Source organism: uncultured Jatrophihabitans sp., from assembly GCF_964244045.1.
GTDB lineage: Bacteria > Actinomycetota > Actinomycetes > Mycobacteriales > Jatrophihabitantaceae > Jatrophihabitans.
In genome coordinates, this window is sequence record NZ_CAXTHK010000019.1 from 1 (window position 1) to 26,319 (window position 26,319).

Sequence of the window (26,319 nt, forward strand, 5' to 3'; positions counted from 1 at the left end):
CAGCACGAGGCACATCGTCAAACTACACGGCTGTAACCTTAACTGAACGGTATTGACGCTAACCCCGGTCGACGGCACCGACCAGCTCGCCGAGCACGTCCGCCATCGCCACGACGCCGAGCGTCCGCACCCCGTCGGTGATCTGCACGAGATGGGTGCCGCGCGCACGCATCGTCTCGAGCACCACCCGCAGCGATGCGTCGACGGCAACCGGCGGCAGCGGCCGCACCAGCACGGCCGGCACCGGCACGTCGCGATCGGCCAACGTGAGCACGTCCTTGACGTGCACGTAGCCGGTGAGGTCGATGAGCGGGAAGCGCGAGTGACCGGTCTGCGCCGTCAGTGACTCCAATTGGTTCGGTGTCACCTCCGAACCAACGAGGGTCAACCGGTCGGTGGGCAGCAGCACGTCGCCGGCCACGCGGTCGACGAACGCGATCGCGCCGGACACCAGTTCGGCCTCGTCGCGATCGAGCTCACCCTCGCGGTGCGATTCGGCAACCATCCCGGCAACCTCGTCACGGTCGAAGACACTGTTGACCTCGTCGCGGGGCTCGACGCCGACCAGCCGGAGCAGTCCGTTGGTGGTCTTGTTCAGGGCCCAGATCAACGGCTTGAACGCGGTCACCACCGCGACGAGCGGCGGGGCCAGGTATAGCGACGCCTGCTCGGGGCCGGCAAGCGCGACGTTCTTGGGGACCACCTCGCCGAGCACGACGTGCAGCACGGTCACCACGCCCAGGGCGATGACGAAGCCGATGGGATGGACGGCGCCCGCCGGCACCTGCGCGAGTTCGAAGGCCGGTTCGAGCAGGTGCGCGATCGCTGGTTCCGACAGCGCGCCCAGGGCGAGCGAGCAGATGGTGATGCCGAGTTGGGCGCCGGCCATCATCACCGAGATGCGCTCGATGGCGAGCAACGCCGCCGGCGCACCGCGAACGCCCCGTTCGGCCTGCGGCTCGACGATGCTGCGCCGCGCCGACACGAGCGCAAACTCGGCGGCGACGAAGAACCCGTTGCCGGCCAGGAGCGCGAAGGTCAGCAGAAGCGCGAGCCCGTCAGACATCGGCGTCCCGCTCGTCGTCGGCCGGTACGCACGGCGTGGCCCGCAGCAACACGATCCGGCGTCCTTCGAGCTCGACGACCGTCCAGCGGGTGTCCTCGATGTCGACGTGGTCGCCAACGGCGGGCAGGTTCTGGAACCGGTCGAGGAACAACCCGGCCACGGTCGCCCACGAGCCGACCGGCACCGGCCGGCGCAGCGCGAACGCGACCTCCTGCGGCCCGAACTCGCCAGGGACCAGCCAGCTGTCGCCGTCCGCGACGACGCTGCGCCGGGTCGGCACGTCGAACTCGTCGTCGACCTCGCCGACGAGTTCCTCCACCAGGTCCTCCAACGTGACGATGCCGTCGGTGCCGCCGTACTCGTCGACCACCACGGCCTGCGCGACCGCCTGCTCCTGCAACCGGGCCAGCAGGTCGTCGAGCGGCAGGGTCGCCGGCACCAGCATCGGGGCCACCATGACGGCGGCGACATTGGTGCGCGGCCACTCGGCACGCGGCACCGACAGGGCTGCCTTGACCTGGACGAGGCCGACGATGTCGTCCACGTCGCGGCCGGTGACCGGGTAGCGCGAGAAGCCGGTGCGAGCTGCGGCGGCGACGAACTCGGCCAGCGTGTCGGCGGCACCGACGGTCTCGAGCCGGGTCCGCGGGGTCATGACGTCGACGGCGCGACGGCGCCCGAACAGCAGCGAGCGTGCGAGCAGCCGCGCGGTGTCGGTCTCGAGGCCGCCCTGTTGGGCGGAGCGGCGGACCACAGCGAGCAGCTCCTCGGCCGAGCGGGCCGAGCTCAGCTCCTCCTGCGGCTCCATCCCGAAGCGGTGCAGGATGCCGTTCGCGAGCGCGTTCAGGCCACGGATCGGCCAGGCGATGGACCGGGTGAACAGCCGCACCGGCGCCTGGACCACGCCCGCGACCGTGATTGGCAAAGCGATGGCCAGGTTCTTGGGCAGCAACTCGCCGATGAGCATGGTCAGCAGCGTGGAGACGACCAATCCGATCGCGACCGACACGCTCGGTACCGCGCCCTGCGACAACCCCACGCCACGTAGGGGCGACTCGAGCAACGTCGCGAGTGCCGGCTCAGCGAGCAATCCGATCGCCAGGTTGGTGACCGTGATGCCGATCTGCACGCCGGACAGCTGGGTCGACAGCGTACGCAGCGCGACGAGCGTCCCCTTCGCCCCGCGGTTGCCCTGTTCCGCGAGCCGCTCGACGGTCGGCCGGTCGGCGGCCAGCAGCGCGAACTCGGCTGCGACGAATACCCCGCAGGCTACGACGAGGGCCAAGGCGGCGAGCAGGAGCAGAGCCGCGGTCACGGACGTCCTCGAATTGGGGGCGGTGGTCCTACTGTGCCATGCCTGCGTGCCCAAGCTCGGTCCACGGGCGGCGCGCTGTCCCGACCCGCGGCGGGTAGGACCCCGACATGACGACAACGAGTGCGTTGCTGCAGGACGGCTTCGACCGGGTCGGTCAGACAGTGCACGGTGCGATCGACGGCTTGAGCTCCGACACGATGGCCACGCAGCTCGAGCCCGGCACCAACAGCATCGCCTGGCTCGTGTGGCACCTGACTCGGGTTCAGGACGACCATGTCGCCGCCGTCGCCGGGACCGAGCAGGTCTGGACAGCGAATGGTCAACACGAACGCAGCTGGCGCGACCGGTTCGCCCTGCCGTTCGAGGCGGCGGCCATCGGCTACGGGTTCTCGGCCGAGGAGATGGCGCTGGTGCGTGACGTCGACGCCGACCAACTCGCCGGCTACTACGACGACGTGCACGCCGCGACGCAGCAGTTCCTGTCGACCCTGTCCGACGGCGACCTCGACCGTGTCGTCGACGAGAACTGGGACCCACCCGTCACCTTGGCCGTCCGGCTCGTCAGCGTGCTGAACGACGACCTGCAGCATGCCGGCCAGGCCGCGCTGATCCGTGGGGTGCTCGAGCGGCGCTGAGCCGGTCAGCGGAATCTGCGGCTGCGAAAGCGGGTTGCGCCCACGGACGCTTCGTCCGGCAACGCGACCAGAGAAGGCAGCTATGCGAATCGGCATCATCGGAGCAGGGGACATCGGCGGCACGCTGACGCGTCGGCTTACCGCACTCGGTCACGAGGTGAAGGTGGCGAACTCCCGCGATCCCGAGACGCTGCGCGACCTCGCGGCCGAGACCGGCGCCACCGCGGTCTGGGCGGGTGAGGCGGCCAAGGAAGCCGAGCTGGTCATCGTCAGCATCCCGCAGAAGAACGTCCCCGACCTCGCCCCCGATCTGCTGTCCGGCCTGGCCGACGGCGTACCGGTCATCGAGACCAACAACTACTACCCGCAGCAGCGAGACGGCCGTATCGCCGAGATCGAGGACGGCCTGGCCGAGAGCGTGTGGGTGGCGCAGCACCTCGGCCGCCCGGTGATCAAGGCGTTCAACGGCATCTGGTGGAAACACCTGCTCGAGAAGGGCGTCGACCAGGGAACGGCCGGGCGCATTGCGCTGCCCGTCGCGGGTGCCGACGGCCCCGCCAAGGACCTCGTGTTCGCGCTGATCGACCAGCTCGGCTTCGACCCGATCGACGGTGGCTCGCTGGCGGAGTCTTGGCGTCAGCAGCCAGGGACGCCCGTCTACGGCAAGGACTTCGAGGCTGGCGCCGCCATCGCCGCGCTGGCCGAGGCCACGCCGGAGCGCCCTGCGGAGTTCAGCGCCGACGTGACTGGCTGAGCCGAGCCGTTCAGCCGGTGGTGGACTCCGCCTCGTCGATGGCGCGGTTCCAGTCGCGCTTCATCTCACGCCACCGCTCGTCGTCGGCGCCGAGGCGCCAGTAACCGGAAATGGACAGCCGGTCCAGGGGCAGGCCGCGCTCGGTGCGCAGGTGCTGGCGCAGGTCCTTGACGAAGCCGGCTTCGCCGTGCACGAAGACGTGTCCGTCGCCGGGTGGTGCCGGCCACGCCCGCACTGCCGGCACGAGGGCGTGCCCCGGCGCCTCGTGCCCGACGTGTAGCCAGTGCACGTCGACACCCTCCGGGGCGCTTAACGGGATCTCGTGCGCGCCGTCGGCGACCTCGACGAACGCTGCGCCGATCGCGGTGTCGGGCAACGCAACGAGTGCGTTGGCGATGGCCGGCAGGGCGCTCTCGTCGCCGGCAAGCAGATGCCAGTCGGCCGACGGATCGGGTGAGTATCCGCCGCCGGGACCGGAGACGAAGACCTCGTCGCCGGGTTTCGCGGCGGCCGCCCACGGGCCGGCCAGACCCTCGTCGCCATGAACCACGAGGTCGATGGTCAGCGTGCCGGCCTGCCGGTCGAAGGCCCGCACCGTGTACGTGCGCAGTCGTGGCCAGTGCTGGCTCGGGAACTGCTCGCGGATCTGCCCGGGGTTGAGTGGGCGCGGGTAATCGACGCCTGGCGACAGGAAGACGAGCTTGACGTAGGAATCGGCATGTACCGGCTCGCGGAACGTGCTCCAGTCCGCAGCCTCGAGCACCACGCGAACAAGGCTCGGCGACAGTCGCACGGCCTCGCGCACCGAAGCGGGCATCGGAAGGGGGCGGGCCCGGCGAGCAGGCGCAACGGATTCGGTCACAGTTGTGAGGGTAGCCTAACTCTCACCGGGACCACCCTCAGCAGAGTCGTGGACGTCCTCGCCGTCAGCGGGTTCGGGTGGCATGCCGAGTTCGTCGCGGTGGCGGTCGACGGCCTGGGCCAACCCGTCGCCGGACTCACCCGCCCGTTCGCGGTCGGCCTCTATGCGTTCGCCTGCGGTGGGGTCTTCGTTTCGCACGCTTCGCTCATTCCTCGATGGACGTGCCGGCGTTCCAGCCGTGCCAGCGTTCGATCTGCAGGTGGGTGCTCACCCGGGGGTTCTTTCGATTGCCGTAGGGCTTCCCGGTGTAATGCTTCGCCAACCGGTCGATGTCCCGCAGCCCTTCGTCGTCGACGATGTCGCCGACCCGACCCTGCACGCTGACGTGGGTGTACCAATCGCCTTCGGCCAGGGCCGTCAACGAGACGCGGGGGTCGTGCTGCAGATGTTTGATGCGGACGCGGCCGGCATCGAGACCGAGCAGGATGGTGCCGTCGGGCTCGAGCAGGTACCAGGTGGCCACCGTGACCGGACGCCCGTCGGCGGCCAGCGTGGCCATCACGGCTGGGTTGGGCTTGGCCAGCAGGTCGAGCACGTGCTGGGGCAGGGGAGTGGACGGCACAGCAACCTCCGGGTCTCGGGGCGAATCAGGATCGTGCGACGCTGGCGGTCAGCGCTTGCAGCGTGACGAGGAACTGGGCCTCGCTGTGCTGCATCGGATACCCGGCGCACACGGCCAGCCAGACGTCAGCGGCGCCGTCCCCTCGCCGGCACGACTCGTCGAAGGCCTTGCGCAGCGCGCCGGCGAGGCCGGTGAAGCCGTCGATGATCAGCGCAGTGAGCAGATCGTTGCGGCTGGCGAAATAGCGGTACAGCGCCGATGGGGCCATCCCCATCTGCCGCGCGACCGCCCGCAGCGACAGCGCATCCGTGCCCACCTCGGCCATTGACGCCCACGCCCGCTGCTTGATCTCGGCGGTGGTCTCGATCCGCAGCCGCTCGCGACGCGGCACCACCTCGGTCATGGTAGGCAGCCTAGAACCTGAACAGTGTTCACGAAGTGACAAGCATTCTTATCAGTCGGACAGCCTTCTGCGAACACTGTTCACGTTGCAAACACCGGCACCTCTTGACTCGGAGCCCGCCATGTTCACCGCTCTCGCCCGCCTTGCGCTGACCCGTCGGCACGTCGTGCTGTAGTGCACAGGCGCGGCGGTCGCTGTCCTGGTTGTGCTCGCCATCGGCGCCTTCGCCCAGCTCAAGGCGGTGGGTTCGACGATCCGGGCTCGGACTCGAGTCGAGCACGCTCGCTGGTCAATCGCGACTTCGGCGGCGAGACCAGCCTGGTGCTGCTGGTCACTGCCCGGGACGTGCCGGGGTCGACGCCGCACAGGTTGCGACCGCGGCGGGCACGGTGGCCCGGCGGGTCGACGGCGACGACCATGCCCGTGTGCTGGCCAACTATTCGCAAAGCCGTACCCGGCCCTGCGCAGCGACGACGACCCTCGGGGCTGATCACGGTCCACGTCGACGGCGACGACACCGAGTCGGCGACTACGCCGAACATCTGATCGCGGACACGACCGGTGTGGATGGCCCGATCGTGGTCCGCGCCGGCGGGAAGCTCGGGGTGGGCAACGACGTCACCGGGCAGGTCGGCCGTTGGCTGGGCATTGCTGAGGTGGTGGCCGTCCCGATCACCTGGTGCTGCTGGTCCTGGCCTTCGGCAGCCTGCTGGCCGCTGCCCTTCCGCTCGTCATCGGTCTGATCGCGGTCGCCGGCACCTTCGCCGAGTTGGCCGTCCTTGGGCGCGTCACCGACGTCTCGATCTATGCGGTCAATTTGACCACCGCGCTCGGCTTGGGTCTGGCCATCGACTACTCGCTGCTCATCGTCAACCGGTTCCGCGAAGAGCTGCAGTCCGGCAGGTCGACGGCCGACGCCTTGACGGCGACGCAGCGCACAGCCGGCCGTACGGTCGTCTTCTCCGCTGCGACGGTCGTGGCCGCGCTCGGCGCCATGCTCGGTTTCCCGTTCTACTTCCTGCGTTCGTTCGCCTATGCGGGGATCGACGTCACCGTGATCGCCCTGTCTGCCGCCCCTGTCTGCCGCCCCTGTCTGCCGCCGCGCTGTTGGCCGTCACGTTCTTCGCGTTCGGTACCGGGACGGTCAGTTTCATCCAGCTCGTCGGCATCGGCAGCGGTCTGCCCATCGTGCCCGACGCCACCGTGATTCGCGGCCTGCTCGTCCCTGCCGTCATGCAGCTGGCCGGCACATGGAACTGGTGGGCCCCGGCAGCACTGCGTCGCCTGCACGATCGGGTCGGGCTGCGGGAGGACGCGCTGGTCTGATCTGTCGGCCCCGGTGTCCGGCTGTGCCCCGCACCCCATGTCCTGCCAATCAGGTGCACGCTGTGGGTACCTGTTACAGGTGGCGGTCGAGCGAAACCGCCCGACAAGGGGAGCCGCATGACGACCATCGCCGCCGTCCGGGGTGTCCTACCCGGCGAGCCCTACGAGCAGGGCGAGCTGACCGCCACGTTCGCCGAGCTGTGCCTGCCCCCCGAGCGGCGCTCGGTCGCGCTCGTCGAACGGTTCCACCGCAGCGCCCAGGTCGCGACGCGTCACCTCGCCCTGCCTCTCGAGCGGTACCGCCAGCTCGACGGGTTCACGGCGGCGAACGACGCGTTCCTGGAGGTCGCGGTCGACCTGGGAGTGCAGGCGGTCAGCGAGGCGCTCGACGCCGCCGGGCTCGACCCGGCTGACGTCGATCTGATCATGTCCACCACCGTCACCGGTGTGGCCGTCCCCTCGCTCGAGGCGCGGATCGCCGCTCGCATCGGATTGCGACCGGACGTCAAGCGCGTCCCGATGATGGGACTGGGTTGCCTGGCGGGCGCGGCCGGCATCGCCCGGCTGCACGACTTCCTCAAGGGCGCCCCCGAGGCCGTCGGGGTGCTCGTTTCCGTCGAGCTGTGCTCCCTGACCGTGCAGCGCGACGACCCGACCGCGGCGAACATGGTCGCGTCCGGCCTGTTCGGCGACGGAGCCGCGGCCGTGGTGGCCGTCGGTGCCGAGCACCGGCTGGCCGGAACCGGTCCGCGGGTTGTCGACACCGTGAGCCATCTCTACCCCGACACCGACCGCGCGATGGGCTGGGACGTCGGGGCCAGCGGCTTCAAGATCGTGCTGGGCGCCGAGGTCCCCGAGCTGGTGCAAATCTACTTGGCCGACGACGTCAAGGCGCTGCTCGGTGCGCACGACCTCGAGATCGGCGACGTCGCGCGGTGGATCTCGCACCCCGGCGGACCCAAGGTCATCGAGGCCATTCAGGCCGCGCTCGGCCTCGAACGCAACGACTTGCTCATGACGTGGAACTCGTTGAGCCGCATCGGCAATCTGTCGAGCGCGTCGGTGCTGCACGTCTTCCAGGACACCCTCGCCGAACGCCCCGCTGCGCCCGGCGACTGGGGCGTGCTGATGGCCATGGGCCCGGGCTTCGCCGCCGAGCTGGTTCTCCTGCAGTGGTAAGTGTCGTTCTGTACACCGTCCTCGTCGGGCTGGTCGGCCTCGAACGGTTGGCCGAGCTCGTGGTTGCGAAGCGGAACCTGGCGCAGAGCCTGGCGCGCGGCGGTCGTGAGGCCGGGTTCGGCCACTACCCGGCCATGGTCGTACTGCACACCGGCCTGTTGGCCGGCTGCCTGCTCGAGGTGTGGCTGGCCGATCGCCCGTTCGTCCCGGCGCTCGGCTGGGTGATGCTGGCCGTCGTTGTCGCGGCGCAGGCCCTGCGCTGGTGGTGCATCCGCACTCTTGGCCCGCAGTGGAACACCCGCATCGTCGTGGTCCCCGGCGCGGACCGCGTGACGGGCGGGCCGTACCGGCTGTTCGCGCACCCGAACTACGTAGCCGTCGTGGCCGAGGGCGTCGCGCTGCCCCTGGTCCACACCGCGTGGGTTACTGCTGTCGTATTCACCGTGCTGAACGCGGCGCTGCTGCGGGTGCGTATCCACGCCGAGAACCAGGCACTGCATGAGGCTTACGCATGACCGCCCTCCGCTTCGCTCCGGCCGCCGAAGGCCATTCCCATTGGTCTTACTCCGACTGCGTCGTCGCATGACCGGTTCGACGGCCGACGTGGTGATCGTCGGGAGCCGGTGCTCCGGTGCCCCCCTCGCCACCCACCTGGCGCGAGCAGGCGTGCGGGTCACCCTGCTCGACAAGGCGCGGTTCCCCAGTGACACCGCATCGACGCACATCATCCAGCCGCGTGGCACGGCGGCTCTCGAGCGCCTCGGCGTGCTTGAGCGGCTGCGGGCCGAGGGCGCTGCCGACATCGCCCGGTTGACCGTCCACTACGCCGACGTCCGCCTGGAAGCTGTGTACGACAGCGATGCCGCGGCGCAACGGCTGTCGACCGGGCGTACTGCCGGCCTGTCCATCCGCCGCCCTGCGCTGGACGCAGCGCTGCTCGAGATCGCCCGCGACAACGGCGTCGACGTGCGCCCGCGCACCCCGGTGACCGACATGCTGCGCGACGGCAGCGGACGGGTCACCGGTGTACGCACCCGCGAAGGCACGGTGACCGCCCGCCTCGTCGTCGGTGCCGATGGCCGGGACTCGTTCGTAGCTCGTGCGGTCGGCGCGCGCAAGTACGCCACCTACTCGGCGCCGCGCTTCGCCGCGTGGTCCTACTACCGCGGCGCCCGCGCGGACGCCGGCCGCCTGCGCATCGGTCGGTTCGGCACCACCGCGCTCATCGCGACGCCGACCGACAACGACCTACTGCTCGTTGGCGTCGTCCCGGCCATGGCCGAGCGGGAGCAATTCCTTGCCGACCGCGACGGCGGGTTCGCCCAGCGGCTGCGGCATTGGCCCGAACTTGCCGATGTCGTACAGGGCGCTCGGCGCGAGGGCCCGATGCGCATCGTCCCTGATTGGCAGGCCTACTTCCGCGAGTCGGCCGGCCCGGGTTGGGTGCTGGTCGGCGACGCCGGGCACTTCAAGGACCCCTCCGCGGCACAGGGCATCACCGACGCCCTCCGGCAGGCCGAGGGGCTGGCCGCGTCGATCACGTCCGGGCTGGACACCGACGTCGACGCCGCCACCCAGGCGTGGTGGCGAGCCCGCGACCGCGACTGCCGCGACATGCACTGGTTCGCCCGTGACATGGGCGCGGCCGGGCCGACGACACCGGCCATGACGGAGGTCGTTCGCGAGGTCGCAGCTACCGACAGCATGCTGCTGGCCCAGGTGCTCAACCGCGACGTCCCGTCCTCGGCGGTGGTGACCACCGCACGGGTCGGCCGGGCCGCCGCCGCCGCGCTGCACCGGCATCCCGCAGCGCTGCCCGCGTTGGCTCGCGAGTCGGCCCGCGTGACGTCGACTCGGGCACGCTGGGCCACGGGGGCGGTTCGCGGGCGCTACCTGCGTCATGGTGGTAGCCGCATTCGGCGCCCGGCCGGTTTGCGCTGATCGGTTATTCGTGGGACTCCACGGGTAACGAAAGTCCCAGGCCTAAACAAATTGGTTCCGGCATGCCCCCTGGGCGCTGGACGGCCATCGCGCGTAAACCTGGAGCTTCCATGGCATCCACCCCTCGCCGCACGGTCGACAACGGTGCCACCAACGGCGCTAGCAAGATCGACAAGACAAACGCGTCAGCCGACACGTCCGCCGCTGGCTCTACCGGCGACGCCGACGGACGTCCGTCGAAGCCCACTGACATGCCCAAGGCCGGTTGGCTGACGATCCTCAAGCGTGCTCTGAAGCAGTTCAAGCACGACGACGTCACCGACCGCGCCGCCGCCCTGACGTACTACGGCGTGCTCGCAATCTTCCCCGGCGTACTTGCCCTCGTTTCGGTCCTCGGTCTGTTGGGCAAGAGCACCACCAACAAGGTGCTCTCCAACATCAAGCAGATCGCGCCGAGCGGCGTCACCAGCTTCCTGACCACGGTCGTCACCCAGGTGCAGGGCAAGGCCGGGGCTGCCGGTCTTGCGTTCATCGTTGGTCTCGCGCTTGCTCTGTGGTCGGCCTCGGGGTACGTCGCCGGGTTCATGCGCGCCTCGAACGCCATCTACGACGTCGACGAGGGCCGCCCGATCTGGAAGACCGCGCCCGTGCGCCTGCTCGTGACGCTCGCCCTGGTGATCATGCTGGCCGCCAGCGCCTTGATGGTCGTGCTCACCGGAACCATCGCCGAGCAGGTCGGTAAGGCCTTCGGTATCGGCAACACTGCCGTGGTCATCTGGGACATCGCCAAGTGGCCGGTGCTGTTCGTGCTCGTCAGCCTGATGTTCGCCCTGCTGTACCGCGCCTGCCCGAACGTCAAGCAGCCTGGCATGCGCTGGATCACGCTCGGCGGTTTCATCGCCGTGGTGGTGTGGCTGGTCGCCTCAGCGCTGTTCGCGGTCTACGTCGCGTTCTCCGGTTCGTACAACAAGACCTACGGCTCGCTGGCCACCGTCATCGTGTTCCTGGTCTGGCTCTGGATCACCAATATCGCGATCCTGCTGGGTGCAGAGTTCAACGCCGAGACGCAGCGCGAGCGGGCCATCCGGGCCGGGTTGCCGGAAGACGTCGAGCCGTTCGCCGAGCTGCGCGACACCCGCAAGCTCGACGAGCCGCAGAAGCGCGAGGCCGAAGAGGCTGCGCGCGTCCGCGACCGCACGATGAACTAGCACCTCCTACGTCGACAACGAAGGCCCCAGCCGATCCGGCTGGGGCCTTCGCCATGCCTGCTCGTTCAGCTGAGCTCGCGCAGCCGAGGAAGCACCTGGTCGCGGTAGAACGCGAAGAAGCCCTCCGCGTCGGTACCGGGCCGCGCGGCGCCCATCTGCTGCACGTGCACGACGTCGATCCCGGCCTCTGCATACGGACGGAACGCCTCGACGTGCCGGTCGACGTCGTTGCCGTGGGCGATCGAATTGCGGATCATCTCGGGCGTCACCAGGGATGACGCCTGCTCGAAGTGTCGCGGGCTGCTCAGCGTCTGGGCCAGCTCGCCGGGCAGCGCGTCGTTCGCCCACAGCTCGTGCGCCGTGCGGAGGGCCTGCTCCTCGTCGTTGCCCCAGCACACCTTGACGCCGGCGTGCAGCGGCTTGCCGGTGCCGCCCGCAGCGCGGAACGCCTGGATGTTGTCCGTGTCCGGCGGGATGGTCACGAAGCCGTCGCCGATCTCGCCGGCCAGGGTCGACGCCCGCGGACCGAACCCGCTGATGTAGATCTCCGGCGGGGTCTCGGGCAACGTGTAGATGCGCGCATTCTCGACCGTGTAGTGCTCACCATGGTGGTCGACGAACCCGCCCTTCCAGAGCTCGCGCATGACCTCGACCGACTCGCGCAGCATGTCCAGTCGCTTCCCGGTGTCGGGCCAGCGAGCGCCCGTGACGTGCTCGTTCAGGGCCTCGCCGCTGCCGATGCCGAGCGTGAACTTTCCGCCCGTCAGCACCGCACTCGTCGCGGCTGCTTGGGCGATGATCACCGGGTGGATGCGGATCGTCGGGCAGGTGACCGCAGTCGTGATCGGCAACGAGGTCACCTGCGACAGGGCGCCGATCATCGACCAGACGAACGCGCTCTGGCCCTGCGCGTCGTTCCACGGATGGAAGTGGTCCGAGATCCAAAGCGACTCGAAACCGGCCTCCTCGGCCAGTCGCGCCTGGCTGAGCAGGCTCTCGGGGGTGTACTCCTCGCAGGAGAGGAAGTAGCCGATCTTCATGGACGTGTGTTCCTTTCTGTCGGTGATCAAGTCTTATATGGCTGCGGTTCCCGGCGCCCACCCTCGATAATCACGACGACAGTGCGGCAAGGTGGACACGTGGCCGACGCAGCGAGGGACGACGACGGTTATGCCGACCTGCGCAGCTACGCCGCGATCGGCGACGGGCGCACGGTCGCGCTGATCGCCGCCGATGGCCGCATCGACTGGCTGCCGCTGCCCAACCTGCACTCGCGGCCCGTGTTCGCGGCGTTGCTGGACGCGCCGAGCGGCGGTCACCTCGTGCTGCGCCCGGTGGGTCCGTTCACCGTCGAGCGCGCGTACGCCGAGCGCACCAACGTGCTGGTGACCACGTTCCGCACCGACACCGGCACGGTGCGCGTCACCGACTCGATGAACACCGGAGTGGCCGGGCGGCTGCCCTGGGCCGAGCTGGCCCGCCGGGTCGAGGGCATCACCGGCGAGGTGGAGCTGCTGGCCGAGGTGCATCCCGGCACCTGCCTGAACACCGCCGCGCCGTGGTCGTCGCAGACGTCGGCCGGCCCGGTCCTGCGCATCGGGAGGCTGACGATGGCGGTGCGCACGCTGGGCGTCGACGACATCACGACCCGCGACCGGGCCATCACCGGACGTATCACCACCAGTTCCGGGTCGCGGCACCTGTTCGCGCTCGTGGCCACGGACCGCGAGCCGCTCATGCTGCCCGACCCCGAATCGATCGACGCGGGCATCGATCGCACGATCGAGAACTGGCAGACCTGGTCGGCTACGTTTCGCTGGGACGGTGCATGGGCCGACGTCGTGCTGCGCAGCGCGCTGGCGCTGAAGCTGCTGATCTATGCCCCGACCGGGGCGCTGGCAGCCGCAGCTACGACGTCACTGCCCGAGAGCCTGTCGGGCGCGAAGAACTGGGACTACCGCTATGCCTGGACGCGCGATTCCGCCTATGCGCTGACCGCCCTGTTCCGCTTCGGGCTGCGGGAGGAGACGCACGGCGCGATCAGCTGGCTGCTTGCGACGATCCGCCGCCACGGGCCCGACCCGCGGATCCTCTACAACCTCGACGGCAGCATTCCCGACGACCAGGTCGACGTGCGCGACGTGCCGGGCTGGCGGGGCGTCGGGCCGGTGGTGTCGGGCAACCAGGCCCGCGGGCAGCTGCAGCTCGGCGTGTTCGGCGACCTGTTCAGCATCGTGCGGCTCTACGTCGACGAGGGCAATGTCCTGGATGCCGAGACCGGACGGATGCTTGCCGACGTCGCCGATTCGACCTGCGACGCCTGGCGCAGCCCGGACTCGGGGATGTGGGAGCTACCCGAGGAGCAGCACTACGTCACATCCAAGATGGGCTGCTGGAAGGCCCTCACGGACGCTGCCCACCTGGCCGAGGTCGGGCAGCTCGCGGGCGACGCGCAGCGGTGGACGGCCGAGGCCGAACTCATCCGGGACTGGATCGACGAGTACGGCTGGTCGGAGGAACGCGGCGCGTACGTCTGGTACCGCGGCAGCGACGAGCTTGACGCCTCGGTGGTGCTGCACGCCATCAGCGGTTACGACCGCGGCCTGCGGATGCAGCGCACCCTGGACGCCGTGCGCGCCGAGCTCGGCGCCGGCCCGCACCTCTACCGCTTCACCGGCGCACCGGACGAGGAAGCAACCTTCGTGGCCTGCTCCTTCTGGATGGTGTCGGCGTTGCACCTCACCGGCCGGACCGACGAGGCGCACGCGCTGTTGACACAGCTCGTCGAGGACGTGCCGAACGACGTCGGGCTGATGGCCGAGATGCTCGACCCCGACACCGGCGATTTCCTGGGAAATTTGCCGCAGGCGCTCAGCCACCTGGCTCTGATCCACGCCGCGATCAGCCTGGCCGAGGAGTAGGGCGCAAACACCAGAGGGCAGGATCACCTCATGGCAAGCGCACGCGCCGGTCAACCGGCCCAGTCCGAGGATCTCGTCGACGTCGCCGCTCTCGAGGCGGCCTATTACGAGCAGCACCCTGACCCGGGCGTCGTCGAGCAGCGCGTCAGCTTCGGCACGTCGGGGCATCGCGGGTCGTCGCTGTCGACGACGTTCAACGAGGACCACATCGTCGCCACGAGTCAGGCCATCTGTGAATACCGCGCCGGGCAGGGCATCGACGGGCCGCTCTACCTGGGCATCGACACACATGCGCTGAGCCGCCCCGCCATGCAGTCAGCACTCGAGGTGTTCGCGGCCAACGACGTCACCGTGCTGCTCGACTCACGCGACCGGTTCACCCCGACCCCGTCGCTGTCCCGCGCGATCCTGGCCCACAACGACGGGCGTACGTCTGGGCTCGCCGACGGCGTCGTCGTGACGCCCTCGCACAACCCGCCTCGCGACGGTGGGTTCAAGTACAACCCGCCCAACGGCGGCCCGGCCGGGACCGACGTGACCGGATGGGTCCAGGACCGTGCCAACGACCTGCTGGCCGACGGCCTGCGCGACGTGCGTCGCCTGCCCTACGAGCGAGCGGTGCGGGCCGACACCACCGGCCGCTTCGACTTCCTCGACGCCTACGTCGCAGCGCTGCCTCAGGTCGTCGACCTCGACGCGATCCGCTCGGCGCAGGTGCGGATCGGCGCCGACCCGCTGGGCGGGGCGAGCGTCGACTACTGGGGGGAGATCGGGTCGCGCTACGGCCTGGACCTCACCGTCGTGAATCCCGACGTCGACCCGCAGTTCGGGTTCATGACCCTGGACTGGGACGGCAAGATCCGGATGGACTGCTCGTCGCCGAACGCGATGGCCTCGCTCATAGCGCGGCAGGCCGACTTCGACATCGCCACCGGCAACGACACCGACGCCGACCGGCACGGCATCGTCACCCCAGACGGTGGGCTGCTGAACCCGAACCACTATCTGGCCGTGGCCATCGGCTACCTGTACGCGCACCGCACGGACTGGCCCGCGGGTGCGGCGATCGGCAAGACGCTGGTCAGCTCGTCGATGATCGACAAGGTGGCGACCGGGCTGTCGCGCAGGCTGCTCGAGGTCCCAGTTGGGTTCAAGTGGTTCGTGCCCGGACTGCTCGACGGCTCGGTGGGCTTCGGCGGCGAGGAAAGCGCGGGCGCGTCGTTCCTGCAGCGCGACGGATCGGTGTGGACGACCGACAAGGACGGCCTCATCCTGTGCCTGCTCGCCTCTGAGATCCAGGCCGTTACCGGTCGCTCGCCGTCGCAGCACTACCGCGAACTCACCGAACAGCACGGCGACCCGGCCTACGCCCGCATCGACGCCGCAGCCACCCGCGAGCAGAAGGCGCTGCTCGGCAAGCTGTCGCCGTCGCAGGTCGCCGCCGACACACTGGCCGGTGAGAAGATCGTCGCCAAGCTGACCGAAGCCCCCGGCAACGGCGCGGCCATCGGCGGGCTGAAGGTCGTCAGCGAGTCGGGCTGGTTCGCCGCCCGCCCGTCCGGCACCGAGGACGTCTACAAGCTCTACGCCGAGTCCTTCCGCGGGCCCGAGCACCTCGCGCAGATCCAGGACGAGGCCAAGGCCATCGTCGACACCGTCCTCGACGCCTGACCTGCTGCGACCTCGGAACAATCGGGTTCCGCGAGAGACGGGTGGGGGCGCCATGCGATTGGTTCGTTATGGACACCGTCCAGCACGGCGAAGGTGGCGCACGGTGCCGGTCCTCGTGGCTGTCCTTGCCGCCGTCCTCTGTGCGGCGCCAGCGAACGCCGCGCCTATGACGCGCCGGACTCTCTCGCAACACCGCTTGGACGCCAGGCATCAAAGGCGGACGTACCTGCCTGGCGCTTACCCGAAAAAGATCAGGCCGAAAGTATCAAGCCTCAGCGGCGACGGCAGCGATGGGCTCCGCAACCTTCGGTGGAGCAGGTGGACGATCAAGAACGCATACGGTCGCGGCATCGAAGGCATCGACGATTGCAATCCCGATTGCGCCGACGGCAGCTTTTCCAACTATCCCGTGAAGATCCACGCCTACACGCCGAGATACCTGCGGTGCGGTGTCTTTTTTTCCAAAATCAAGTTCACGTACACCAGGCGGGTGCCGAACGGCGAGAAACGGTCGTGGATCTTCAAGGTCGACCCGAGCGACGATGCACTCGAGTTGTACACGATCGGCCCCTGCTCATCCTGACGAAGTTTAAGTCGCCTCGAACGCGCTTGGCGGGCACAGGAAGAATAACGAGTCGTGCTCCTCACCGTCTCGACGACCCACGTCCCGGCCACCGATCTCGGGTTCCTACTGCACAAGCACCCGGGTCGCGTGCAGACGTTCGCCGAGTCGATGGGCGTCGCGCACGTCTTCTACCCGGAGGCGACGGACGAGCGGTGTACTGCAGCCCTGCTGCTGGAGGTTGATCCGGTCGGCCTGGTGCGCGGGCGGAAGGGGCCGTCGGGGGACGGGTTCGCGCTCGGGCAGTACGTCAATGACCGCCCCTACGCGGCGTCCAGCATGCTGGCGCTGGCCCTGAAGGACGTCTTCGGCACGGCGCTGACCGGGCGCTGCAAAGCCCGGTCCGATTTGGCTGAAGCGGCGATCCCGCTCGAGATCCACATCCCCGCGCTGCCCTGTCGCGGCGGTGCGGAGTTGGCTCGGATGCTCTTCGAGCCGCTCGGCTGGCAGGTCGAGGCCGCGACCGTCCCGCTCGACCCGGCCGTTCCGGAATGGGGTGACTCGCGCTACCTCGACGTTCGGCTGACGGGCGAGCTTCGGCTGTCCGATGCGCTGAATCAGCTCTACATCCTGCTGCCCGTCCTGGACGACGCGAAGCACTACTGGGTCAGTTCCGACGAGATCGACAAGCTGATCCGGGCCGGTGAGGGCTGGCTGGCCACCCATCCGTCCAAGACGTTGATCACCCGGCGCTACCTCGCGCACCGCCGCGAGCTGACCACCTCGGCGCTGGCCCGCCTGGCCGAGGTCGACGACACCGCTGCCGAGGATCTCGACGACGCCGTCGACGGAGCGTTGCCGCTCGACCCGCCCGACCGTCCCGTCCCGCTCGCTGAACAGCGTCGCGGGGCGGTGCTGGCCGCGGTGCGCGCGTCGGGCGCGAGCACGGTCGGTGACCTGGGCTGCGGCGAGGGCGTGCTCGTGCGCGAGCTGCTGGCCGACCGCACACTGCGCAGGATCGTGGCGGTCGATGTGTCGGCCCGTGCGCTGCAGATCGCGGGCCGCAAGCTCAAGCTCGACCGGATGAGCGAGCCCGAGCGGGCCCGTCTCGACATCTTCCAGTCCGCGCTGACCTACCGCGATGACCGGCTGGCCGGCCTCGACGCCGTGGTGCTCATGGAGGTCATCGAGCACGTCGACCTGCCGCGGCTCGCCGCTCTCGAGAGCGCCGTCTTCGGCCACGCCGCGCCGACGACGGTGATCGTGACGACGCCGAACGTCGAGCACAACGTGCGCTTCGAGACGCTGCCGGCCGGCACGATGCGGCACCGCGACCACCGCTTCGAGTGGACCCGAGCGGAGTTCGCAGCCTGGGCTTTGCGCGTGGCCGCCGATCACGGCTACGTCGTGCGCTACATACCCGTCGGTATGGACGACCCGGAAGTCGGCCCGCCCACGCAGCTGGCGATTTTCGACCGGAAGCCGGTGCCGGCATGACGCGCGAACTTGCGGTGCCGCAGCTCAGCCTCGTCGTGCTGATCGGGGTCAGCGGCGCGGGCAAGTCGACGTTCGGCCGCGCGCACTTCCGGCCCACCGAGGTCATCTCGTCGGACTTCTGCCGAGGCCTGGTCGCCGACGACGAGAACGATCAGGCCGCGACGCCGGCGGCCTTTGCGTTGCTGCACCACATCGTCGGCGTACGTTTGGCCGCGGGCCGGCTGACGGTCGTCGACGCCACGAACGTGCAGCCCGAGGCGCGCAAGCAGCTCGTCGAGGTGGCCCGCGCCCATGACGTGCTGCCAGTGGCCATCGTGCTCGACGTCCCCGACGACGTGTGCGTCCGGCGCAATGCCGCCCGCCCTGACCGCGGCTTCGGCGCCGACGTCGTGCGGCGCCAGCGCGATCAGCTGCGCCGCGGGCTGAAGGGCCTGCAGCGCGAGGGGTTTCGGACCGTGCACACGATGCGCGGTGTGGACGAGATCGCCGACGTACGCATCACCCGCACGAGGCTTTTCAACGACCTGCGCCACGAGCACGGGCCGTTCGACGTCATCGGCGACATCCACGGCTGTCGAGCCGAGCTGGAAAAACTGCTCGACGATCTCGGGTACGCGATCTCCCGCAATGCCGACGGCCGGGCGATCGACGCCCACCACCCAGACCGTCGGGCCGTGTTCGTCGGCGACCTCGTCGACCGCGGCCCGGACACGCCGGGCGTGCTGCGCCTGGTCATGGGCATGGTCGCGGCCGGTGCCGCGTTCTGCGTCCCGGGCAACCACGAGAACAAGCTGCTGCGGGCGATGCGCGGGCGCAACGTGCAGGTCACGCACGGTCTGGCTGAGTCGCTCGCGCAGCTCGCGGCCGAGACCGCGGAGTTCCGGAACGACGTCGAGACCTTCCTGGACGGGCTGATCAGCCATTACGTCTTCGACGACGGCGAGCTGGTGGTGTCGCACGCCGGGCTCGTCGAGCGCTACCACGGTCGGGCGTCCGGACGGGTGCGGGAATTCTGCCTGTACGGCCAGACGACGGGTGAGACCGACGAGTACGGGCTGCCGGTGCGCTACCCGTGGGCGCAGGAGTATCGCGGCCGCGCGATGGTGCTCTACGGGCACACCCCGGTGCCGTCGCCGGAGTGGATCAACAACACCCTCTGCCTGGACACCGGCTGCGTGTTCGGCGGCCGGCTGACCGCGCTGCGCTACCCCGAGCGCGAGATCGTGTCGGTGCCTGCGGCCGAGGTGTACTACGCGCCGGCCCGACCGTTCGTCGCAAACCCCGACGCGGCCACCAACGCAGCGGTGCGCGAGCCCGACGTCCTGGACATCACCGACGTCACGGGCAGCCGCGTCGTGGAGACGGCGTACCAGAAGCGGATCGGCGTGCGGGCCGAGAATGCGGCTGCGGCGCTGGAGGTCATGAGCCGCTTCGCGGTCGACCCGCGCTGGCTGCTCTACCTGCCGCCGACGATGAGCCCGGTGGCGACGTCGACGCGGCCGGACCTGCTCGAACACCCCGACCAGGCGTTCGAGGCGTTCCGCACCGACGGCGTGGACCAGGTCGTCTGCGAGGAGAAGCACATGGGCTCGCGCGCGGTCGCGCTCGTCTGCCGTTCGGCGGAGGTGGCCGCAGACCGCTTCGGCGCCACCGACGGGCGGGTCGGCGAGGTCTGGACGCGCACCGGGCGGGCGTTCTTCCGCCCTGAGCTGAGCGGGCAGCTCGTCGACCGGCTGCGGGTCGCGGCCGAGACGGCCGGTCTGTTCGACGAGCTCGACACACCCTGGCTCCTGCTCGACGCCGAGCTGCTGCCCTGGAGCGCCAAGGCCGAGCAACTGCTGCGCGACCAGTACGCCGCGGTCGGTGCTGCGGCGCGCTCGGCGCTGCCGGCGGCGGTGGACGTGCTCAGCATCGCGGCGAGCGCCGGCCTCGACGTCGCCGACCTGCTCGAGCGCACCCGCGCCCGGGCCACGAACGCCGAGGCGTTCAGCGCGGCGTACCGGCGCTACTGCTGGCCGGTCGACGGGTTGGACGGCGTCCGGGTGGCGCCGTTCCAGGTGCTCGCCAGCGAAACGGCCGCGCACCACACGCGCCCGCACCGCTGGCACCTCGAGCGCGCGGACCGGCTCGTCACAGCCGACCCCGAACTTGTCGCCCCGACCCGGCGGGTGTTCGTCGACACGACCGACACGGACTCGGTAGCAGCCGCCACCGAGTGGTGGACGCAGCTCACCGCCGCCGGGGGAGAAGGCATGGTCGTCAAACCCGCGGCCAACCTTGTTCGCGGCCCCAAGGGCGTCGTGCAGCCGGGGCTCAAGGTGCGCGGACGGGAGTACCTGCGCATCATCTACGGCCCCGACTACACCGAGCCGGTCAACCTCGACCGGCTTCGCGCCCGCGGCCTCGGCCACAAGCGTTCCCTCGCGCTGCGCGAGTACGCCCTCGGCCTGGAAGGCCTCGACCGCGTCGCCCGTGGCGAGCCGCTGTGGCGCGTGCACCAGTGCGTCTTCGGCGTCCTCGCACTCGAATCCGAGCCCGTGGACCCCCGCCTGTGACCCCCGCATCCGGTGATCAACAGCGCCAAAACGTCGGCAGACGACAGTTCGACGCTGTTGATCAAGGGGTCCGGGTGATCCAGGGCGACCCGAGCCTGCCGCCGGGGTTCGCGCACCCGCACGCGTCCGAGCAGGCCCGGGCCATCGCCGAGCGGGGGACGATCCTGCGGGTGCAGGTCGGCTCGGGCGTGCACGGCACGTCCGTCACCGGTCAGGACGACCGCGACGAGATGGGGATCTGTCTTGAGCCGCCGGAGTTCGTCACCGGGCTGGCCCGGGTGCCAGCCGGCACCGGCGCGGAGACCTACACAGTCGCGTTCGAGCAGTACGAGCGGCACACGGTCTGGGACGAGCCCGGCGGTGTGGCCAACCGGTCCGGCGCGGGTGATCTGGACGTCATCATCTACGCGGCCCGGAAGTGGTGCCGACTTGCACTGTCCGGCAACCCGACCGTGCTGCTGCCGCTGTTCGTCCCGGACGAGGAGGTGATGATCCGCACGGCTGCCGGCGCCGAACTAGTCGCGCACGCCGATCGGTTCGTCTCGCGCCTGGCCGGCGAGCGCTTCCTCGGTTACCTGCGATCACAACGGGCGGCCATGACGGGTGAATCCGGTGCGCACACGAACCGTCCCGAGCTGGTGGCCGTCCACGGCTACGACACGAAGTACGCGATGCACGCGTTGCGCCTCGGGGTGCAGGGCATCGAGCTGCTGAGTACGGGACGGATCACCCTGCCGATCCCGGAACCGGACCTCGGCTACCTGCGCTCGATCCGGCGGGGCGAGGTCGCGCTGCCCGAGGTCGTGGCTGCCATCGACGATGCCGCCGCGCGGCTGAGTGCGCTGGCTGTCGCGTCATCCGTGCCTGAGCAACCGGACCGTCGCTGGGTCGACGAATGGCTGCACCGAGCCCACCTCGAGTACTGGCGCGCCGGGAGCTGAATCCCGTGTCCCCCAGCACATCCAGGCCACAGCGGAGTGCGCACGGGTAGGACTTCTCGGATGTCGAACCACGGCACAACACGGCGTTCGACGAGGGGCAGTCCCGAATGGTGGCAATGGTCAGCAGCGCGCAGGTGCGCCGAGTGGAACAGGCGACCAAGCGTCACCGGTTCGGGTTGGCCGCGATCCTGGTGGCCATCGTCCTCGTCGGCGCCTGTGCGTTGATCTTCGGTCCGGCTCGCGGCGCGCGGGACGACCTGGCGCATGTGCGCGACGACGTGCACGGCACCAACGTGACCACGCACGCCAGCCTGACGACCACCCGCCGGACGCTGGCCGAGACGACGGCCCTGCTACGCAGCACCCAGACGTCGCTGGCTGTGGCTCGCCAGGGACTGCTGATCGCGCAGAGTTCCCAACGGTTGGCCCGCACGACGACGGCGAACACCACCGCCCTGCTCACCCAGACCACGAACACCGCGACCACCGTGCGTCGGGTGCTCGCCTCGTTGGGCAGCCTGCAGCAGCTTCAGGGCGACACCACCGCCATCGCCCGCAGCGTCTCAGCCGGTGTATCCCTTGCCCGCAGCACCCTGACCCTTGCGCAGCAGACGCTTGCGACCGGACAGGCCGCGCTGTCGGTGGCAACGAACACGCTCGCCACATTGCGCCGGTCGGAGGCGCTGCAGCGGCAACTTCTGACCGTCGCGCAGCAGACCCTCCGTCAGGTCCAGGAACTGAACGCCAAGTTGCCGCTGCCCGCGCTCGTGCCCGTCAAGTGACGCCACCCCGTTTGTCGGGCCGGACGCGCGGGGACACCCCGGTCATGACCGCAGCTCCGAACGCCGCGTTGCAGCGTATTCGCGGTTGGGTCGTGGGTCGTTCCAACGGCGCCGACTTCGCGGTGTCCCGCCGCTGCCGACACCAATTCGCCGACCTCAGCAACGGTCACGTCGACGCCGAGGGGTGCCTGGTGTGCCCCTGGCACCAGTCGCGCTACGACGTCACAGACGGGCGGATGGTCAGCGGGCCGCGCGGAATGCTCGGGTGGCACGGACCCACGCCGGGGTACACGCAGCTGGTCAAGGCTTTCGGCCGTGTCGTGCCCCTGCGCGTCGGTCAGGTGCGCCGACACGGCGACCGGATCGACGTGCAGTGACCGCCGCGCGGCCGCTGTCGCTGGCCGTGCTCGGGGATTCCATCGCCTACGGACAGGGTGCGGCTCGGTCGGCGGACACCGTCGGCGCGCGACTCGCCGCTGCGCTCGGCGACGCGGGCACTCCCATCGCATTCACGGTGCACGCCGTGCCCGGAGCGCGTAGCGCAGCGCTCGCCGGCCAGGTGCGGGCTGCGACAACCACGCAGCTCGACCTCGCCGTGATCATCATCGGCGCCAACGACGTCACCCACCTCGTGCCGGTGGACCAGGCCGCAGAGCGCCTGGCAGCAGCGGTGCGCACCCTGCGTGCACACGGGGTACGCGTCGTCGTTGCCCCTGCACCGGACCTCAGCGCAGTCCCGCTGGTCCCACCGCAGTTCCGCGACCTCGCCCGCTCGGTCAGCGCCTCATTGCGCCGAGCACAGACCCGCGCAGCGGTGCGGGAGGGCGCCCGGGTCGCCGTCGTCGAGGACGCGCTGCGCGACGCCTTCGCAGCCGACGTGCGGCTGTTCTCGGCCGACCGGTTCCACCCGTCGAGTGCGGGCTACGCGGTGATCGCCGAGGCGCTGCTGCCGGCCGTGCAGGCCGCTGCGAATGACGTCGTCGACGGGCGACGCCACTCAGCCTGACCCGCCAGAGCGCGCTCAACGTGGCTTCGTTACCTGGCCCCGGGGGTCGGGGGACAACGACATTGGCGGTCAAAACGCTGGCTGTCGGGACGTGCGGCCCGCTCGGCGCACCCGTTGTTGAGCGGGCCGTACGTGTCCCGGTCAACGCAGATCTCAGAGATGGTCCCGTTTCTGGGTGATCTGGAACGAGTCGATCTGCCCGCGTCCGTCGTGCTTGCGGTGCAGGTGGTTCTCGAGGTCACCGACGATCAGCGCCACGTCACCCTTGTCGGCGACGCGCAGGGTTCGCGCGTCGATGCTCGCGGCGCAGCTCACCCACCCACGTGGTGTAGGCCGGCTTATCCATGACGTTGCCGGTGCCGCCGACGTGCACGTAGTCGTCGGCCAGAATCTCGCCGAGCGCGTCGGCGTCGGCGGCGTTGGTGGCCGCCACCCGTCGCTGCTCGAGGTCGAGGACCTCTTCGGTGGTGGTCATGACGTCCCTTCGTCTTACGGGTGGAGGTCGCGTCAAGAGGGGCGGTGACTGCGTGTCGGTCCTCGGGTGACTCGGTGATCGGGCGGCCCAACCGAGCCCCGATCGCGGCCGCCTCGCGCATGATCGCCGAGCACAGGTCACGGACGAGGGGGTCAGCGAGCACCTGGTCGAGCGTGGCGCCGGTGAGGTCCGACACCGGGTTCATGGTCATGTTGCCCCAACACGACGTCCTGCTCGCCTAGGTCCGCCGCCACCTCGGCAGCCCGGGCTGGTGACCGCACCAAGTCGCCGGCGCTGTGCAGCCGCCAGCCGTGCGCCTGCAATGCCGCGAACGTCGCTCAGCGCGCCAGGGCGCTGACCTCGGCCGCGCCCGATGCCCCCAGCCGGGTCCCGAGCCAACCGCCGATGGCCCCGGGTCCGACGATGCCGACCTTCACGACGCCATTGTCAGGAGCCCACCTGACTGGCGGGCGGCGCGGTGATGGTGACCGGCTGGTTGTACCTGGTGACCCCGAAGCTGGTCGAGACGGCCTTGCCGGCAACGGTCAACTGCTCGGTGACCTGGACGGGGCGCCCGGCGCTGTCGACGTACAGGTCGATCGGCAGCGTGCTGATGCCGGCCTGCACCAGCGCGCTGCGACCTGCGTAGTTGGTGGGCAGCTTGGCTACGCCGACCACGACGTAGTAGTGCGTCGTCTTGATCCCGTTGACGGTCGTCGAGCCCCGATTGGTGATCGACTGCGCGGCTTGCGCGAAGATGCCGGCGCTGTCGACCGCCGTTGACTGCGAGGACTGCAGGCTCTGCGCAAGACCCCTGATCGTCGGATCGCTGCTGTCGGTGCTGACGAGGACCCACGGCTTCGTCGACCTGTTCAGACGGGCCGGCAACTTTGCGTATGTCTTGCCGTCCAGCTGGATCAGCCGCAGGGTGCCTGCGCCGGGGATGGTCTCGGTGAGATCCAGGCCGACCAGCTTGCCCGCGGCGAGCGTCTCGTCGCCGACACCGGTGATCACCTGACCGCCAGTGCTGATGCGCAACGTGATGTGCGCCGACTTCGTCGAGCTGAGCCCTTCTCGCAACGTCGAGGCAAGACCCTCGGGGGTGGTGATCGCGCCGCTGGGCGCCGCGCGGCCCCCACCGCCCGCGCCGGATCCGGTCGGGGTACCCGACGTGGTCGACGAGCAGGCGGTCAACGCGGCGGCAGCAATGCCGGTAACGACGGCAACGATGAGTCGACAGCGCTCCATGACCGAGAAGTATGCGCTAGCGCGATGCAGTCCGCGGGCACAGTGAGAGCATGAGTGACTATGTGCTGCAGGTGAACTACCGCGAGGACGAGGAACCGGTTCGGATCACGCTGCACGACTACAGTCCCGGCGACGCCGAGACCGCGCATCAGGCCCTCGAGACCGAGATCGAGCACGCCAGGGCGATGCATGCACCGGTCCTGCTCAGCGGCACCGCTACCGCCGGCGACCCGAATTCCGGAGTCCCGATCGACCCGGCCCGCGTCACCGGCGTCGATCTCGTCGAACCGACCGCCTAGGAGCGCGGTCCGACGGGGATGTCGCCGCGCAGCGTGACGCGGTGCATCACCCGTTGCACGTCGCCGTAATTGAAGTCTGCGTAGTGCGCGGTGCTGCGATTGTCCCACATGACCACGTCACCGGCGCTCCACCGGTGGCGTACGAGGTGCTCGGGCTTGGTGAGGTGGGCGAAGAAGATGTCCAGCAAGCCCCGGCTCTCGGCGTCGCTGACGTCGAGGATGCGGGTGGTGAAGCCCGGGTTCACGAACAACGAGCGGCGCCCGGTCTCTGGGTGGACGCGCACCACTGGCTGACGTACCGGCACGAGCTGACGGACCTTCTCGCCGTCCCAATCGTTGCCCTCGCCACCGCGTCGCTTCTCGAGGTACTCGGCGAACTCGCGGCTGCCGTCGTGCTCGGCCTCGAGCTGGTCGGCGAGTTCGCGGACGGTGGGGGTGAGTGACTCATAGGCCGCTTCGAGGTCGACCCAGTTGGTGTTGCCGCCGACGTCCGGGAGCTTGACCGCCCGCAGGATCGAAGCCATCGGAGGACGTGGCATGAACGTGACGTCAGTGTGCCAGATGTCCGAGCGTCCGCCGTCGTAGCTGTCGAGCGCGTAGACCTCGGGGTGATCATTGGTCGCGCCGGCAACCACCGGGTGCGACACGGTCAACTCACCCATCGCCAGTCCCAGCGCGACCTGCGCGTCGATGTCGATCGCCTGGTCGGAGAAGAACAGCACCTTGTGTCGGGCGAGCAGCGCGCGCAGCCCGGCGCCCTCACCGGCGGCCGCGACCTCGCGCAGGTCGACGTCGTGGACGCGCGCGGCGAAGGTGGGCAGCAGTCGTTCGACGTGCGTCTCGAATGTCGGATCTGACGCGGTGGGGGCAATCTGTACGGCGGTCATGTCACACCTCACGAGTTGACTTCATCATTGTCTACCGAGATTATAGGCTAGTGACGATCATGGGAGCCGTAGGGCGCACTGCGTTCCACTGCTGTCGCTGACGATCCGCGGCACTACCCCGACCTACCCCGACCTACCCCGCTCAGCGCGCTGATGCGGATTAC

At 69.6% G+C, this 26,319-nt stretch carries 28 protein-coding genes and 1 pseudogene; 18 read left to right on the top strand and 11 right to left on the bottom strand.

Annotation, left to right across the window (positions count from 1 at the left end; all coding sequences use genetic code 11):
* Positions 1 to 58: 58 nt before the first annotated feature.
* Entirely contained in the window at positions 59 to 1,066 is a 1,008-nt protein-coding gene (locus ACFFC4_RS14290) for a hemolysin family protein (RefSeq protein WP_375501992.1), read from the bottom strand.
* A complete protein-coding gene (locus ACFFC4_RS14295) occupies positions 1,059 to 2,381 on the bottom strand; it encodes a hemolysin family protein (protein ID WP_375501994.1) in 1,323 nt (440 codons plus the stop codon). The genes ACFFC4_RS14290 and ACFFC4_RS14295 overlap by 8 nt, the downstream gene beginning before the upstream one ends.
* 107 nt (positions 2,382 to 2,488) lie before the next feature.
* Between ACFFC4_RS14295 and ACFFC4_RS14300 the strand changes: the two genes are divergently transcribed.
* The gene (locus ACFFC4_RS14300; protein WP_375501996.1) at positions 2,489 to 3,016 is read left to right on the top strand and encodes a DUF664 domain-containing protein; all 528 of its coding nucleotides are present in this window, start codon (positions 2,489 to 2,491) and stop codon (positions 3,014 to 3,016) included.
* Between the two features lie 82 nt (positions 3,017 to 3,098).
* Complete coding sequence (locus tag ACFFC4_RS14305; protein WP_375501998.1) at positions 3,099 to 3,770, top strand: NADPH-dependent F420 reductase; 672 nt, start codon at positions 3,099 to 3,101, stop codon at positions 3,768 to 3,770.
* A 10-nt stretch (positions 3,771 to 3,780) separates the two neighbouring features.
* Here the strand turns inward: ACFFC4_RS14305 and ACFFC4_RS14310 are convergent, their stop codons facing one another.
* The 4 genes from ACFFC4_RS14310 to ACFFC4_RS14325 are packed head-to-tail and all read right to left on the bottom strand — an operon-like array spanning position 3,781 to position 5,657.
* Positions 3,781 to 4,632 carry a siderophore-interacting protein gene (locus ACFFC4_RS14310; RefSeq protein WP_375502000.1) on the bottom strand — a complete coding sequence of 284 codons (852 nt, stop codon included), beginning with the start codon at positions 4,630 to 4,632 and terminating at the stop codon, positions 3,781 to 3,783.
* A gap of 15 nt (positions 4,633 to 4,647) precedes the next feature.
* A complete protein-coding gene (locus tag ACFFC4_RS14315) occupies positions 4,648 to 4,830 on the bottom strand; it encodes a hypothetical protein (protein WP_375502002.1) in 183 nt (60 codons plus the stop codon).
* Positions 4,831 to 4,837: 7 nt separating this feature from the next.
* Positions 4,838 to 5,254 (bottom strand): PPOX class F420-dependent oxidoreductase, encoded by a 417-nt coding sequence (locus tag ACFFC4_RS14320; protein WP_375502004.1) that lies wholly within the window; start codon positions 5,252 to 5,254, stop codon positions 4,838 to 4,840.
* A gap of 25 nt (positions 5,255 to 5,279) precedes the next feature.
* Positions 5,280 to 5,657: a TetR/AcrR family transcriptional regulator gene (locus tag ACFFC4_RS14325; RefSeq protein WP_375502006.1), complete on the bottom strand. Its 378-nt coding sequence runs from the start codon at positions 5,655 to 5,657 to the stop codon at positions 5,280 to 5,282.
* A 679-nt stretch (positions 5,658 to 6,336) separates the two neighbouring features.
* Between ACFFC4_RS14325 and ACFFC4_RS14330 the strand changes: the two genes are divergently transcribed.
* The 6 genes from ACFFC4_RS14330 to ACFFC4_RS14355 all read left to right on the top strand — a co-directional run bounded on the left by ACFFC4_RS14330 (position 6,337) and on the right by ACFFC4_RS14355 (position 11,311).
* Positions 6,337 to 6,864, top strand: a complete 528-nt coding sequence (locus ACFFC4_RS14330) for an MMPL family transporter (protein ID WP_375502008.1) — start codon at positions 6,337 to 6,339, stop codon at positions 6,862 to 6,864.
* Entirely contained in the window at positions 6,765 to 6,983 is a 219-nt protein-coding gene (locus ACFFC4_RS14335) for an MMPL family transporter (protein WP_375502010.1), read from the top strand. Before ACFFC4_RS14330 ends, ACFFC4_RS14335 begins: the two co-directional genes overlap by 100 nt.
* Positions 6,984 to 7,100: 117 nt before the next feature.
* Positions 7,101 to 8,162 (top strand): type III polyketide synthase, encoded by a 1,062-nt coding sequence (locus ACFFC4_RS14340; RefSeq protein WP_375502012.1) that lies wholly within the window; start codon positions 7,101 to 7,103, stop codon positions 8,160 to 8,162.
* Positions 8,156 to 8,677, top strand: coding sequence for an isoprenylcysteine carboxyl methyltransferase family protein (locus ACFFC4_RS14345; RefSeq protein ID WP_375502014.1), 522 nt, complete (start codon positions 8,156 to 8,158; stop codon positions 8,675 to 8,677). Before ACFFC4_RS14340 ends, ACFFC4_RS14345 begins: the two co-directional genes overlap by 7 nt.
* 67 nt (positions 8,678 to 8,744) lie before the next feature.
* A complete protein-coding gene (locus ACFFC4_RS14350) occupies positions 8,745 to 10,103 on the top strand; it encodes an NAD(P)/FAD-dependent oxidoreductase (RefSeq protein WP_375502016.1) in 1,359 nt (452 codons plus the stop codon).
* Between the two features lie 110 nt (positions 10,104 to 10,213).
* On the top strand, positions 10,214 to 11,311 hold the full coding sequence (locus tag ACFFC4_RS14355; RefSeq protein ID WP_375502018.1) for a YihY/virulence factor BrkB family protein: 1,098 nt from the start codon (positions 10,214 to 10,216) through the stop codon (positions 11,309 to 11,311).
* A 65-nt stretch (positions 11,312 to 11,376) separates the two neighbouring features.
* Here ACFFC4_RS14355 and ACFFC4_RS14360 read toward each other — a convergent pair whose 3' ends face one another.
* Positions 11,377 to 12,351 carry a TIGR03557 family F420-dependent LLM class oxidoreductase gene (locus ACFFC4_RS14360; RefSeq protein ID WP_375502161.1) on the bottom strand — a complete coding sequence of 325 codons (975 nt, stop codon included), beginning with the start codon at positions 12,349 to 12,351 and terminating at the stop codon, positions 11,377 to 11,379.
* Positions 12,352 to 12,450: 99 nt separating this feature from the next.
* Between ACFFC4_RS14360 and ACFFC4_RS14365 the strand changes: the two genes are divergently transcribed.
* From ACFFC4_RS14365 to ACFFC4_RS14405, 9 genes are all read left to right on the top strand, one after another.
* Positions 12,451 to 14,232, top strand: a complete 1,782-nt coding sequence (locus ACFFC4_RS14365; protein WP_375502020.1) for a glycoside hydrolase family 15 protein — start codon at positions 12,451 to 12,453, stop codon at positions 14,230 to 14,232.
* 30 nt (positions 14,233 to 14,262) lie between these two features.
* Positions 14,263 to 15,903 (top strand): phosphoglucomutase (alpha-D-glucose-1,6-bisphosphate-dependent), encoded by a 1,641-nt coding sequence (gene pgm / locus ACFFC4_RS14370; protein WP_375502022.1) that lies wholly within the window; start codon positions 14,263 to 14,265, stop codon positions 15,901 to 15,903.
* Between the two features lie 103 nt (positions 15,904 to 16,006).
* Entirely contained in the window at positions 16,007 to 16,486 is a 480-nt protein-coding gene (locus ACFFC4_RS14375) for a hypothetical protein (protein WP_375502024.1), read from the top strand.
* Between the two features lie 54 nt (positions 16,487 to 16,540).
* On the top strand, positions 16,541 to 17,962 hold the full coding sequence (locus ACFFC4_RS14380; protein WP_375502026.1) for a 3' terminal RNA ribose 2'-O-methyltransferase Hen1: 1,422 nt from the start codon (positions 16,541 to 16,543) through the stop codon (positions 17,960 to 17,962).
* Positions 17,959 to 20,517, top strand: a complete 2,559-nt coding sequence (locus ACFFC4_RS14385; protein WP_375502028.1) for a polynucleotide kinase-phosphatase — start codon at positions 17,959 to 17,961, stop codon at positions 20,515 to 20,517. Before ACFFC4_RS14380 ends, ACFFC4_RS14385 begins: the two co-directional genes overlap by 4 nt.
* A gap of 74 nt (positions 20,518 to 20,591) precedes the next feature.
* Positions 20,592 to 21,458, top strand: a complete 867-nt coding sequence (locus ACFFC4_RS14390) for a DNA polymerase beta superfamily protein (protein ID WP_375502030.1) — start codon at positions 20,592 to 20,594, stop codon at positions 21,456 to 21,458.
* A 107-nt stretch (positions 21,459 to 21,565) separates the two neighbouring features.
* Positions 21,566 to 22,240: a hypothetical protein gene (locus tag ACFFC4_RS14395; RefSeq protein ID WP_375502032.1), complete on the top strand. Its 675-nt coding sequence runs from the start codon at positions 21,566 to 21,568 to the stop codon at positions 22,238 to 22,240.
* A 44-nt stretch (positions 22,241 to 22,284) separates the two neighbouring features.
* Positions 22,285 to 22,617 carry a Rieske (2Fe-2S) protein gene (locus ACFFC4_RS14400; protein ID WP_375502034.1) on the top strand — a complete coding sequence of 111 codons (333 nt, stop codon included), beginning with the start codon at positions 22,285 to 22,287 and terminating at the stop codon, positions 22,615 to 22,617.
* Positions 22,614 to 23,246, top strand: coding sequence for an SGNH/GDSL hydrolase family protein (locus ACFFC4_RS14405; RefSeq protein ID WP_375502036.1), 633 nt, complete (start codon positions 22,614 to 22,616; stop codon positions 23,244 to 23,246). The genes ACFFC4_RS14400 and ACFFC4_RS14405 overlap by 4 nt, the downstream gene beginning before the upstream one ends.
* 259 nt (positions 23,247 to 23,505) lie before the next feature.
* Here the strand turns inward: ACFFC4_RS14405 and ACFFC4_RS14410 are convergent, their stop codons facing one another.
* The 3 genes and pseudogenes from ACFFC4_RS14410 to ACFFC4_RS14420 form a co-directional block, all read right to left on the bottom strand.
* Positions 23,506 to 23,721, bottom strand: coding sequence for a DUF4440 domain-containing protein (locus tag ACFFC4_RS14410; protein ID WP_375502038.1), 216 nt, complete (start codon positions 23,719 to 23,721; stop codon positions 23,506 to 23,508).
* 52 nt (positions 23,722 to 23,773) lie between these two features.
* Positions 23,774 to 23,932: pseudogene (locus ACFFC4_RS14415) on the bottom strand (ketopantoate reductase C-terminal domain-containing protein); the annotation flags it as partial.
* Positions 23,933 to 24,168: 236 nt separating this feature from the next.
* The gene (locus ACFFC4_RS14420) at positions 24,169 to 24,969 is read right to left on the bottom strand and encodes a hypothetical protein (RefSeq protein WP_375502039.1); all 801 of its coding nucleotides are present in this window, start codon (positions 24,967 to 24,969) and stop codon (positions 24,169 to 24,171) included.
* Positions 24,970 to 25,019: 50 nt separating this feature from the next.
* On the opposite strand from ACFFC4_RS14420, the gene ACFFC4_RS14425 reads away from it, so the two are divergent.
* Positions 25,020 to 25,268 (top strand): hypothetical protein, encoded by a 249-nt coding sequence (locus ACFFC4_RS14425; RefSeq protein ID WP_375502041.1) that lies wholly within the window; start codon positions 25,020 to 25,022, stop codon positions 25,266 to 25,268.
* On the opposite strand, the gene ACFFC4_RS14430 is transcribed toward ACFFC4_RS14425, so the two are convergent.
* Positions 25,265 to 26,155, bottom strand: coding sequence for a TauD/TfdA dioxygenase family protein (locus tag ACFFC4_RS14430; protein WP_375502043.1), 891 nt, complete (start codon positions 26,153 to 26,155; stop codon positions 25,265 to 25,267). The two genes, ACFFC4_RS14425 and ACFFC4_RS14430, sit on opposite strands and share 4 nt — an antisense overlap.
* Positions 26,156 to 26,319 lie beyond the last annotated feature (164 nt).